General features: G+C 44.7%; 8 protein-coding genes. All 8 read left to right on the forward strand.

The window, feature by feature from the left end; translation table 11 throughout:
• The first annotated feature begins 290 nt into the window (after positions 1 to 290).
• Positions 291 to 515 carry a hypothetical protein gene (locus AACU32_RS11810; protein ID WP_339377797.1) on the forward strand — a complete coding sequence of 75 codons (225 nt, stop codon included), beginning with the start codon at positions 291 to 293 and terminating at the stop codon, positions 513 to 515.
• 98 nt (positions 516 to 613) lie between these two features.
• Positions 614 to 4,018 (forward strand): DUF4912 domain-containing protein, encoded by a 3,405-nt coding sequence (locus AACU32_RS11815; RefSeq protein WP_096599738.1) that lies wholly within the window; start codon positions 614 to 616, stop codon positions 4,016 to 4,018.
• A gap of 601 nt (positions 4,019 to 4,619) precedes the next feature.
• Complete coding sequence (locus tag AACU32_RS11820; protein WP_096599739.1) at positions 4,620 to 5,309, forward strand: LabA-like NYN domain-containing protein; 690 nt, start codon at positions 4,620 to 4,622, stop codon at positions 5,307 to 5,309.
• Positions 5,310 to 5,511: 202 nt separating this feature from the next.
• Positions 5,512 to 6,222 (forward strand): response regulator, encoded by a 711-nt coding sequence (locus tag AACU32_RS11825; protein WP_096599740.1) that lies wholly within the window; start codon positions 5,512 to 5,514, stop codon positions 6,220 to 6,222.
• Entirely contained in the window at positions 6,203 to 7,339 is a 1,137-nt protein-coding gene (locus AACU32_RS11830; RefSeq protein WP_339377798.1) for a sensor histidine kinase, read from the forward strand. Before AACU32_RS11825 ends, AACU32_RS11830 begins: the two co-directional genes overlap by 20 nt.
• A 181-nt stretch (positions 7,340 to 7,520) precedes the next feature.
• Positions 7,521 to 7,835 (forward strand): hypothetical protein, encoded by a 315-nt coding sequence (locus AACU32_RS11835; protein ID WP_096599741.1) that lies wholly within the window; start codon positions 7,521 to 7,523, stop codon positions 7,833 to 7,835.
• Positions 7,822 to 9,882, forward strand: a complete 2,061-nt coding sequence (locus tag AACU32_RS11840; protein WP_096599742.1) for a GAF domain-containing sensor histidine kinase — start codon at positions 7,822 to 7,824, stop codon at positions 9,880 to 9,882. The genes AACU32_RS11835 and AACU32_RS11840 overlap by 14 nt, the downstream gene beginning before the upstream one ends.
• Before the next feature lie 10 nt (positions 9,883 to 9,892).
• Positions 9,893 to 13,237, forward strand: coding sequence for a PAS domain S-box protein (locus AACU32_RS11845; protein ID WP_096599743.1), 3,345 nt, complete (start codon positions 9,893 to 9,895; stop codon positions 13,235 to 13,237).
• Positions 13,238 to 13,622 lie beyond the last annotated feature (385 nt).

The following is a 13,622-nucleotide window of genomic DNA, read 5'->3' on the forward strand; positions in this document are numbered from 1 at the left end:
CTTCTCTTCTTTCAAAGGGAGACGCGCAAGGCACGAGAGGCTGCACCAACGACTTCGCGGTAGTTGAGCGTTCGCGTAGCGGACGCACCAGAAGCCGAAACTCAGCAACCGGGAGATGAGGGAGTGTGGAAAGTTTTCTTCCCCCTCTCTTTGCCCTGCCCATACATGTCCACTTGAGCTTCTAACGCTTATTCCACAGGCATTTTACCCCACCCCTCAATCCCCAACAGAGCAAGCTCTGTTGGGGATTTTTTGGGTTTAGATAAAACAGGGGTGGGGGGAGGCGGATCTTGATTGTTGCGAGAAAAGGCAAAATTACGTCTTGGCAAGGGTTTCACGTTAAGTTGACACCCATGCCCCATGCCCCATCTGCTTTATCTGCAAACTTAGCTGGAAATGCTCACTTCAGATACTTTAATAAAAATAAACAGTCTAGGAATCTGGGTAACAGACAAGATAAAGTTAGACGCAGAATACATATAAATCACGATCGCCGCAATTTAGAAGAAGCCTAATAGAGTTGTATAATAAGCCCGTCTCTTCCTTAATAACATCAAAACATTTCGTTTAAGGCTGGCCGAATTTCTGTTTTCTGTACCCTGATAAGGAGCATATGTGGCAAAAAGAAACACAAGATAGTGCAATAGTCCGTTTGGCATTACTGCTAGCGATAGGAACTATGCCTATGGCAGTAAATCTTTTAGTACCAACACAGATACTGGCACAATCTGCAACTGATGCTCCCGCTTTTCCACTACCAAAAACATTGGAAAATGGGACTACAGTGCGGATTGATGGTTCCAGTGGCTTAAGTGCAATCAACGAAAACCTCAAACAAAGTTTTGAAAAACAGTTTTCTGGTACGAAGGTGGAAGTTGCAGCTAACGGCACTGATGCGGCACTGAAAGCTGTGCTAGATGGAAAAGTAGATATAGCAGCACTCGGTCGTGGCTTGACCAAAGAAGAACAAGCACAAGGTCTAGAGCAAGTGCGCTTGTACCGAGAAAAAATTGCGATTATTGTGGGTGAGGAGAATCCTTTCAAGGAAAGCTTGACTAGTAGGCAATTCGCCAGGATTTTCCGGGGACAAATTACAGATTGGTCGCAATTGGGAGGCGCTAAGGGGAAAATTCGTGTGATCGATCGCCCGACAACTAGCGATACTCGCAATACTTTTCGGACTTATCCTAGCTTTAAGACTGCTAACTTTGCTACAGGCGCTACGGCAACTCAAGTAGCTGATGATAACACCACAGAAATTGTCAAACAACTGGGTAAAGACGGAATTAGCTACGCCTTAGCCAATGAGGTATCCCAGCTACCTGGTGTGCGAGTTCTCCAGGTAGATCAACTATCTCCAACAGAGGCTAAATATCCCTTCTCCCAACCTTTAGTTTACGTCTACAAAAAAAATCCCAGCATCGGCACGGCAGGTTTTTTAGGCTTTGCGATCGCACCACCAGGACAGCAAGCCATAGAAGCAGCCAGAACAACTCAAGCAGCTGCTTTCGCCCAAGGCGAATTACAAGCATTGGCGACAACTGCTGCTACCTCGCCTACAGCTGAAGCGACAACCGTTGCTATAGATGCTAATGCAACTACTGCCCCTACCGATACCTCAGCAAATCCTCCGGCTAATAACAAAAACCCTGTGTCAATAGACACACCTTTTTTGCTACTATTACCTTTGTTGGTGCTTGGTGTTTTGGGTGGATTATCTTATTTGTGGACGAAAAGACGACCATCGACAGCTGAGATTGCAGACAAAGATTCCGAATCAACTCTTCCTTCCACTGCCGAAGACGCGAAATTACCCGCAGGCGCAGGGGTAGCCATAACCTCTGATCCAGGATTAACTGAGGATACAACAAATAACGGCGAAGCGGCATGGCATACAGAAGCTCCCGCAGCAGTTGTCAATACTTCTTATCCACACCTGCCGGAAGTGCCTAAAGTAGCATCTGATAGCGAGTTGCCAAAGGCCTCTGTAGCATCTACTGCCGATCATTCAGAAGAGCCTATAGTTGCATCCAATATCGAAAATTGGCACGAAGAACAACCACAGCCAGAATCTAACATTACAGAAAATCTTGCCGCAACTGGCGGTAGTGGTATTGAAGAGTCTAACTTCTATGATAACACAAATCCAACAGGAAATAGCAACTATTCTCTATGGGATTCACCAGACTCTGATCTACCAGTAATAGAAACAGCAGCGACAATTCCCGATTTACCGGATTTTCCAGAACAGACAACAGATGGGGGATTACCAGTAATAGAGACAGCAGCGACAATTCCCGATTTACCGGATTTTCCAGAACAGACAACGGATGGGGGATTACCAGTAATAGAGACAGCAGCGACAATTCCCGATTTACCGGATTTTCCAGAACAGACAACGGATGGGGAATTACCAGTAATAGAGACAGCAGCGACAATTCCCGATTTACCGGATTTTCCAGACTTAGCATTAGATGCAGTTGCAGACGAAGCAGAATCAACTGCTGACGGGACAGAAGAAGAGATCATCGAAATAGTCTCAAATCTGCCAGAACAGACAACAGAAGCAGCATCAAATCTGCCAGAAGATGTATCTGTGAGTAACTTAGGAGCATTAGCTGGTGGCGCAGCGGTAGCAGCAGGCGCAGGAATTGGCGCTTGGGCGAAAATTTATGACAGTAACGAAGATTCAGAAAACAATAACAGCAATGATGCAGCAATAGTTGAGGATAGTGTAAACCTCAGATCCCACACACCCAAATGGGCTTATGTGTCGTGGCTTATTTCCGACAATCAAAAGCAAGCAATACAAGATTCCAGTTCCCGATTAGCGCTGCGGCTGTTTGATGTTACGGATATGGATCTGAGTTATCAGAGTCCCCATCTGGTGCAAGAGTACGAATGTGACACCACAGCACACGATCGCTTTGTGGAAATACCAAAGAGCGATCGCAACTACATCGCCGAAATAGGCTATGTGACAGAAGGCGATCGCTGGGTGAAAATAGCCCATTCCGCAATTGTGCGTGTCTTTAGCAATCCCTTCATCCCAGGTGAAGAAACCGCTGATTTAGCAGACAACAATCTCGAAGACAGCATTATCTTCACACCCCAAACAAAAGAATCAGCTACTGTCTCGTGGCAGCTTGCCGATGTGAACAAACAAGTATTGCAGGATACAGGTTATTCATTGGCACTGCGGATATACGATGTCACCAGTATCGATCTCAGCTACCAAACTCCTCAGTTCATCGAGCAGTATGAAATTGACCCCACAACAGAAAATAGCGTAGTCGCAATTCCCCAGAGCGATCGCGACTACATCGCCGAAATTGGCTATGCTACAGATAGCGAACACTGGGTATCAATAGCTCGTTCCGAGATGGTGCGCGTTTTCAGCCATCATGGCAGCAAAGACAAAGATGATGCTGGCTTAATAGATACAAATGAGACAAATCTCGAAAGCAGCATTATCCTCACACCCCGGACTGCCAAATGGGCTTATGTAACTTGGTACATACCAGAACCTCAAGAGCAAGTATTGCTTGATAGTGGGATTTCCCAACTAGTAATCAAGCTCTTTGATGTCACTGGTATCGACCTGAGTTATCAAAATCCCCAGCTAGTACAGCAGTATGAATGTGAAGTATTCTCACGCGATCGCTTTGTCGCCATTCCCAACAGCGATCGCGACTACATCGTAGAAATTGGCTATGTTACAGAAGGCGATCGTTGGGAATCACTAGCCCGTTCCGCCACTGTTCGCATCTTCAGCCGTCCCTACCCAGATTTTTGGTTTGTGGCCGATGCTGAGATCATTGTCCACGGAGCAACAGAGCCAGATGCAACCGTAAATATTGCCGGACACCCCATTAAAATTAAGCCAGATGGAACCTTCCATTTCCGTGTCCCCTTCAGTGATAGCTTCATCGAGTACCTAATGACAGCAACTTCTGCACATGGAAAACAGACAAAAACCATACATAAGAAGTTCTCCCAGGAAACTCCAGAAGACTAGGACTCCGCCACATTAATTTTGATCCGCAGCAAGATCCCCGACTTCTTTAAGAAGCCGGGGATCTAACATATCGCCCCCTCTGCCCCATGACGGCAGTTGCTACAACGGAGGAGACCTCAACGCCAGTTCGCTCAAGTCGGGAAACCCGCCCACGCGACTGGCTCCGCAACGCACTGCCTGCCCCATGCCCCAATCCCTATTTTCCCGTCAGCTTGGTGAAATATGGATGTACAATACAAATAAATGTTGATAGACTCCTCAAGCGATTCTGCCACAGAAATGAGAACGCGTTGAATCTGCATATTCTGTGCAAAACCTACAGTCAGTACGATTGAGTAAATAGTGGTCTATTCATCAATATTGGGGATATTTCGTTAAATCTATCTCAACAACAAATCAAAACTCTCAGGCTGTTGACTTGGAGATCTGCGCAATCAACGGCATTGAGGTTTATATGCAGCAATTAACAGCATAGTATTTCTGGCTAGGAAAGCGATCGCCTAAATAAAGCACCCATTGGCAACCGTTGAAACAATGAGCTAAAAACGAATGTCCAATGAGTAATGACCAATAACCAATGACAATCTAGAGGAATCAGACAATGGATATTCATACATTTACCAAAGAAAAAGATAAAGATAAATTCCTCACCCAGGAGATAGATTGGCAAGAAACAGAAATTGCAGAAATCAAAAAACAAAGTTCTGCGGTATCAAGTTTGCTTTTCCAAGGCATTCATCGTGGGAGAGTAGCTATTTTTATTGATGGCATAAATCTATTCCATGCAGCATTGCAAGTTGGTCTGGAAATTGATTATCTGAAATTACTTTGTCTTTTAACTGAAAATTCGCGGCTATTGCGTGCATTTTTCTATACGGGAATCGATATCTCACGACCACCAGCCATTCGGCTACGTTCCCAGGAAAAGCAACAGGGATTTCTTTTCTGGATGCGTCGGAATGGCTATCGTGTAGTCACCAAAGAATTCCAACCTTCAGAGAATTATAAAAAACCCAATTTGAATGTAGAAATTGCTGTAGACATGATCAATCTAGCCCCCTACTATGATACTGCGGTTTTAGTAAGTGGCGATGGAGATTTAGCTTATGCAGTAAATGCTGTCACTAGCACAGGAGCCAGAGTAGAAGTCGTTAGTTTACGCACAATGACCAACGATAACTTAATTGATGTAGCTGACTATTTCATTGATTTAGATAGCATTAAAAAATACATCCAAAAAGATTCTAAATCTGGATATAATTATCGCAGTCTATCCAATAGTAGTGTGTAAATTTAAATTTTACATCTATGGTGCAAAAGTCATTAGTCATTAGTCATTAGTCATTTGTGTTCACATAGACGCACTAGCGGCTGAAGACAGGGGAAGACAAAAGACAATTGACCAATGAGAGTAAAAAATGCGAGATGTCAGCGCATTAGCTTAAAATTACATCCCAGGAATAACTCTGCGTATACTGCTTCCCATAATCGAGATGGATATTTTAATTGTTGAAGATGAACTAGAAATTGCGCAATTAATCCAATTATCTTTAGAAAAAGAAGGATTTATCTGCCGGATTAGCCGTGATGGTATAAATGCCTTGCGGATGTTTCAAGAGCAACCACCAGATTTAATCATTTTAGATTTAATGATTCCTGGATTAGATGGGTTAGAGGTTTGTGCCAGAATTCGTCAGAAACCCGGTGCAAAAGATCCTTATATTTTAATGCTCACAGCTAAAGGTGAAGAAATTGATCGCGTGATTGGTTTATCTACTGGTGCTGATGATTACATGATTAAGCCCTTCAGCCCCAGAGAATTAGTTGCAAGAGTCAGGGCTTTATTACGGCGTAGTCTCCGCCAAGGCGGACAAAATCAAGTTAATCGCAGCCAACACTTTATCGTAGATATAGACCAGCGCACTGCTAGTCGCCAGTTAGATTCTCAGCCAGCAGAAATCTTAGACTTAACGACCTTAGAATTTAACTTGTTAAGTACCTTTGTCAGCAATCCAGGTCGAGTTTGGAACCGTACCCAACTAATTGACAAACTTTGGGGTGATAACTTTTTTGGTGATGAGCGCGTAGTTGATACTCACATAGCTCGGTTGCGTAAAAAAATTGAACCAGATCCAGCTAATCCTACTTTTATTAAAACTGTAGTCGGAGTAGGCTATAAATTTGATGACACCACTATGGCGTAAACAAATGAAAAGGGGCTGGCGTTTGACAAAGTCCTTACCTTTAGCATCGCGCCTGTTATTTTCCCACTTGGTAGTGATGATAGTGGGAGTCTTTAGTCTGGTAATCATCAGTAAAATATCCTCTCCCCGTTTCTTTGTCCTTCACTTGGAGCGACTAGAAAATCAAGGATTAGATTTAATAGATATCCGTGCCGAATTGGTGCAAGGATTTGAGACAGCTTGGCGGCGCAGCACTCTCTGGTCGGTGTTAGTTGGTACTACTGCGGCTGGTGGTTTAAGTTACTGGGTATCGAGAAGGATTATGCAGGGATTGACCGATATGGAGCAAATTACCGGACAGTTTGCTTCCGGTCATTTTGAAGCACGTCTACCCATGTCTGATATTCCCGAAATTAAGCGACTAGGTGCTAGTTTTAACCGCATGGCAGATAGTATAGAAGGGGTAGAAGCGCGGCGACGGGAATTGATTGGAGACATGACCCATGAACTGCGAACACCTCTGACAGTTGTACGTGGTTACTTAGAGCAACTAGCTGATGGAGAAATTGAACCATCTCCAGATGTTTATCGACGGTTAGCTAAAGAAACTAAGCGCTTAGAGCGGTTGGTCAACGACTTGCAAGAACTTTCTAAGGCCGAAGCTGGTTATTTAGCAATTAATATCCAGCGAGTAAATTTGCGTCCTTTGTTAGAGGCACTAGTAGAAAAATTTACAGACCAGTTATTAGAGGATGGTCCGGTTCTGCTTTTGGAATGCCCGTCTTCACTGCCTTTGGTATTGGCGGATCTAGATCGCACAGAACAAATACTAGTGAATCTTCTAGGTAATGCAGTAAGATATACTACAAAAGGCTCAATTACCGTCCATGTTTGGAGTGACTCATCGCAACTGTGGATTGCGGTAGTGGATACAGGTATTGGTATCGCTGTTGAGGAATTACCCCACGTCTTTGAACGCTTTTGGCGTGCTGACTCATCGCGCGATCGCCATTCTGGAGGAACAGGTATTGGTTTAACTATTTCTCAGCGTCTAGTTGAACTCCAAGGCGGCAAGATTCAAGTAGAAAGCAAAAAAGGATTTGGTAGTAAGTTTCAATTTTCTCTGCCTTTAGCCTAGCTTAAATAGTCAATAGTCCATAGTCAAGAGTCCACGGCAGGGGGGGAGTGTGGGGAGTGTGGGGTAGGGGAGACAACTGACCAATAACCAATGACTATTGACCATTGACCTCACCGTTATGCAACCAACGTTTCTGGGAAAACTATTCTTAATTAAGAAAATGGTATATTCCTAGACTGTTATGGTAATTCCTCTGTTTTCCAGGGATGCTAGGCGAACGGATAGCTACGCTGAAACAACTGTTCAGATTTTTGGCTATCAAATCACCAAAGAAGTTTATCGGCTAGTTGGCGATGCTGACCAATTCCTCGTTGTCATCAAACAGTTTACAGAAGCTTGTAGTGGCGATCGCAGCGAAATCCTCAACTTACACACAGAGATTTTGTTCGCCATCAAAAACTTCCTAGCGGGGGTATGGAATGCGATCGCTCTTGCGAGTCGAAGTGCGGTCAAGTTACAACCTGCTCTAGATGAGGTGTTTCATGTCCGCAATTAACCTCAAAAAGATTCTGAATAAACAAGAATTACCGCCTCTGCTGGAAAACTTAGCCTACCAGCTGAAAATTGCGATCGCTATAGAACTGGTAGACGGCACAAAACTGATCAGCATTGGCGAGCAAACTTGTGAAAACCGCTATCCTATCCAAGCCTCAGGAGAAATCATCGGTTGGGTTATAGGGGAAGAACAAGCAACTTTAATCGCCAGTTTCCTCTCACTTTTAGCAAAGCAGGAAGCTGAAAAGAAAGAACTGGCTAAAGAACTCCTAGAGAGATATCAAGAAATTGATTTGTTTGAGGATATCTCGACCCAACTGACAACAAGTTTGGATCGGCGACAGATTGCTCAACTCGTACTTCACGAAATGAGTCAATTGATGGAATCTTCTGCCGGAACAATCTTGCTTTTGAATGCAAATGCAACTGTGTTTGAAAGCATTGGTGATTTTGGGGAATTTTTTGGGCAAAATCAGCCAGAACCGGGAAAGGGAATTATTGGGGATATTGTGCAATCTGGTCGGGCTGAACTTGTCAATGATGTGCAAGCCGATCCGCGATTCGGAAACGAGAAAAACATTAATTCGCTGATTTGCGTACCGTTGCGAGCAAAAGAGCGGATATTAGGAGCGATCGCAATTGGCACAACCAAAACCGGCGCATACAAGGCTGAACACCTGAAACTCGTGAGTATCTTTGCCTCCCAAACTGCGATCGCCATTGAAAAAGCTTTACTTTACGAGCAAAGTATTCATGCAACCGCCCAAGCACAAGCCCAAACAGAAAGACTTCAGCAAGCCCTCCATGATTTGCAATTAGCCCAAACCCAGTTAGTGCAAAGTGATAAAATGTCGAGTTTAGGACAACTCATAGCTGGAGTTGCCCATGAAATCAACAACCCAGTAAATTTCATTTGTGGCAATTTAAGGTATGTTACCGAGTACGCCACAGACTTATTGTACCTGCTGCAAGAGTATCAAAAATTCTTACCTGAAATGCCACCAGATCTGGAATCAGAACTAGACAGCATTGATTTGGAATTTATTATGGAGGATCTGCCCAAACTACTGGATTCGATGAAAATAGGCAGCGATCGCATCGTCGAAATTGTCCAATCCCTGAAAAACTTCTCCCGCCATGATGAATCCCAAATGAAAGCCGTCAACGTCCACGATGGTATCAACGGAACGCTGATGATTTTGCGCCATCGCCTGAAATCGGCTGTTAACCGTCCAGAGATTGAAATCATCAAAGAATATGTAGAACTTCCCCTGATTGAATGCTATCCCGGACAGTTAAATCAGGTATTTATGAACATCCTGGCAAATGCGATCGATGCTTTAGAAGAGTCATTAGTCATTGGTCAGTCGTCATTGGCAAACGAATCACAAATGACAAATGACCAAGCGCAAAGTCTGATCGCCGGCTTCCGGCGCTCAGAACTTTGTAAGAGAGGACAAATGACACCCCCAACTATTACCATTCGCACCGAACTTTTCAACAATCAGTGGGTAGTGATTCGCATTGCTGACAACGGCCCGGGGATGAAAGAGGAGATCGTGCGACGCATTTATGACCCCTTCTTCACCACCAAAGAACTTGGCAAAGGAACCGGGTTAGGTATGGCAATTAGTCACCAAATTGTGGTGGAAAAACACCAGGGAATTCTCAAGTGTCGTTCTCAAATAGGTAAAGGTACAGAATTCTGGATTCAAATTCCGGTGAATCCGGCAATGGTAGAAACTATTACGGAACAGATTAGTACAATTTCTGACCCAGCAACCCCAGTAATTTCCCCAACCGCCTCATCTCCCACCCCTGATGCCGAAGGCTTCATTCCCTCCACAACTCCCATGCTGAAACCGACAGATTTGCTAATGCGCCATACTCAACTGCTGCGGCGACTGTCGCAACAGAGTCCAGGTGTTGGGACTGCATCACCTGAGCAAATTTACCAAATGTTCCAACGCCACCCGATTTCCTTAAAGCTTTACGCCACCTTATTGTCTTGGTTTTGTTGTACTAACCCCATCGAACTACACCACTAAGGAAATAACTATGTCTAGCCAACTTGAGGAATACAACCGTCAGCTATTGGAAAAATGTCCTGTTGGTCTGGTACTGTGCCGCATGGATGGGACGCTAATTTATATCAACCCCACCTATGCTGCCATTTTAGGGCGTACTGTCCCGGAAACTCTTAATTTCAGCTATGCCATCGAAAAAGCCATACTAGAAAATTTGCAACGAACTGGTCGCTATGGCCCTATTGAACAGGAGTTAATGCATCTTGATGGGCACTTGGTTCCAGTCAGGGTTTCTTTGCAGATCGTTGAACAGGATGACGAGTCGCTAATTTGGTTGAGTGTAGAGGACATCAGCGACCTGAAGCTTGCCCAATTAGAACGCCAACAATCTGAAAAAATCTTGAAAAAGAGCGAAGCCAGATATCGCTCTCTGGTAACAACTAACACGCAAATTATCTGGGTTAGCACACCAGAAGGAATTTGCTTTGAACTCAAAGACTGGATCGCCTATACAGGGCAAACTTTAGCCGAAGCAGAAAACGGCGGCTGGATTGAAGCCCTTCATCCCGACGACAAAGGCTACACCGGAGAAGCTTGGACTACTGCTGTCACCAACCTCAGCCAATATCAAATTGAATACCGTATCCGTGGAAAGGATGGTAACTATCGCTACTTCTGGGTCTGGGGCGCTCCCGTCATCGAAGAAGATGGTAGCGTTCGCGAATGGATTGGTACTTGCACCGATATTCACGATCGCAAGCTAGCAGAAGCCGAGAATCAGCGTTTAAAAGAAAGATATAGCTCTTTGGTAAAAGCTACCTCACAAATCGTTTGGGGGGCTACTCCCGAAGGATTGGGGATAAGTAGTGAAATGGTCACTTGGATGGCCTACACAGGTCAGACTGAGGCGGAAGTTGGGGGTTGGGGCTGGATCGAGCCTGTTCATCCCGATGATCGTGCCCATTCCTTTGATGCTTGGAGTACGGCTGTGGCGAACCGAGGTCTCTATGAAACCGAATATCGGCTACGTGGTAAGGATGGCATCTACCGCTATTTCTCGGTTTGTGGCGCCCCTGTTTTAGAAGCAGACGGCAGCATTCGGGAGTGGATTGGCACTTGTACAGATATTCACGATCGCAAGCTGGCAGAAGCTGAAAATCAACGGTTATTGGATATGTTGAATCATTCCAGCGATGCCATCATTGTACGTGACATGACCGACAAAATCTTGTACTGGAATCAAGGTGCTGAAAGACTCTACAATTGGATGCGTGAGGAAATAATAGACCAATATATTCACAAATATATCAAAAAAACCTTTCCCAAACCAAAGGAATTAATCGTCGCCGAGTTATTACAGCAAGGAAATTGGGAAGGAGAAGTACAACACCTCACCCATGATGGCAAACAAATTACCGTGCAAAGTCGATGGACATTGCAGCGAGACATGGAAGGTCAACCCAGCGCCATACTAGAAATTAATACCGATATAACTGCCCGTAAGCAAGCAGAAATCGCTCTCCGGCAACTTAATCAAGAACTAGAAGCCAGAGTAGCAGAACGCACAGCGGCCCTGGAAAATACCTTAGCAGAAGCCCAAGGTTTAAATGCTATTTTGGATAACTTAGCTGATGCTTTACTGGTGACAGATATTACCGGACAAATCACTCATTTCAATCCTGCGTTTTTAGCCATGCATGGATTGACAACCTCCAACCTCAAGGGGCACTATCGAGAACTGCCGATATCCGGTTTAGCAACGTTAATTGAACAAACTCAGTCTTATCCCCAAGAGGTATTTGCTGCCGAAATTGCCTTGGCGAAGGAACGCATTGGTCAAGCAGTAGCAACCGCCATCTTCAAGAAAGGGGTAAACAACGAACCCACTGCTTGTTTCGGTTCGGCGTTGCTGATTCGGGATGTGACAGCGGAAAAGGAAATCGACAAGATGAAGACAGATTTCATCTCCACAGTTTCCCACGAACTGCGGACACCACTAACTTCTGTCCTCGGTTTTGCGTCCATCATTAAAGAAAAGCTAGAAACCGATGTCTTCCCCATAATTACCAGCGAAGACCGCAAGCTGCAAAAAACGATTAAGCGGGTGGGTGATAACCTCAACATTATTGTCTCGGAAGCCGAACGGCTGACATCTTTGATTAACGATGTTTTAGATATCGCCAAAATGGAAGCAGGTAAAGTGGAATGGCAGATGCAGCCTCTCGATCCCAGTGAATTACTCGATTGGGCAACCACTTCCACATCAGCATTATTTGAAACTAATGGCTTGCAGTTAATCAGCGAAATGGAACCAGGGTTACCGCACATAGTCGGCGATCGCAATCGTTTGTTGCAAGTGTTGATCAACCTGATTTCCAATGCCGTAAAATTTACCAAAGCTGGTTCTGTTACCTGTCGCATTAAACAACACAATGATGGCATTTGCATCAGCGTCATCGACACAGGTATCGGTATTGCACCGGAAGATCAGCCGAAAGTGTTCGAGAAATTCCGTCAAGTTGGTGACACCCTCACCGACAAACCCAAAGGTACAGGGTTAGGGCTGCCCATCTGCAAACAAATTGTTGAGCATCACAGCGGTAGAATTTGGGTAGAAAGTGAACCGGGCAAAGGTAGTACATTCTCGTTCCTGATTCCCACTTACACCAATCATCACAAAGCCAGTGCCAATCTCAATTTAGATGCACTAGTTAAACAACTCAAAGAACACGTCATCACCACAAATAAGGCGCTGAACGAAAATCGCAAAACTATTTTGGTAGTGGATGATGATATCAATATTCGCGAACTGCTCCGTCAACAACTGGAAAATGAAGGTTATAACGTTCGGGAAGCCAAAGATGGTGTGGATGCGATTCAGCAAATCAAAATCAACCGTCCCGATTTAATTCTCCTTGATGTGATGATGCCCCAAATCAACGGCTTTGATGTCGCCGCCGTTCTCAAAAATGATCCTCATACCGCAGATATTCCAATCATTATGCTGTCAATTATTGAAAACAAAGAACGAGGTTACCACATTGGCATCGATCGCTATCTCACCAAGCCAATCAACACCGAGCGACTCCGCAGCGAAATTGGCTCACTGCTTTCTCAGGGTACTTCTAGTAAAAAGGTCTTAGTTGTCGATCAAAATGCATCAACCTTAAAAACCATATCAGATGTACTGCAAACTCAAGGGTATAACGTAATTGAAGCCTCCGATCCCCAAGAATGCATCAACAAAGCCCTTTCAGTCAAACCTGACATGATCATCATCGATTCCATCTTCTCTCAACAAGCCGACTTGGTGAAAACGCTCAAGTTTGAGAAGGAGTTGGAAAATGTATTGTTCATCATGCTATCCGATCGCTAGTTTCCGCAGGGGGTAGGGGGGATGTGGTACCCTGCGGGTTCTGCTTCTCTACGAGACGCTGCGCGAACGCAGTACGACTTCGCTCACCAATCGGGGATGAGGAGGATAAGGAGGACAAGGGGGACAAGGGGGATAAATTGGATTGTGAACTGACAATACTTTTTGAGCCTTGGAACTCGGTTAATGAGCCTTGGAACTCGGTTAATGAGTCTTGGAACTCGGTTAATGAGTCTTGGAACTCGGTTAATGAGTCTTGGAACTCGGTTAATGAGTCTTGGAACTCGGTTAATGAGTCTTGGAACTCGGTTAACCAGCCTTAGAACTCCATTAACGAGCCTTGAAACCTGAAACATCGAGCTTGCCCAATGCCCCAAGCCCCATTGAC

The sequence above is a fragment of the Calothrix sp. NIES-2100 genome (genome assembly GCF_963875285.1).
GTDB lineage: Bacteria > Cyanobacteriota > Cyanobacteriia > Cyanobacteriales > Nostocaceae > Aulosira.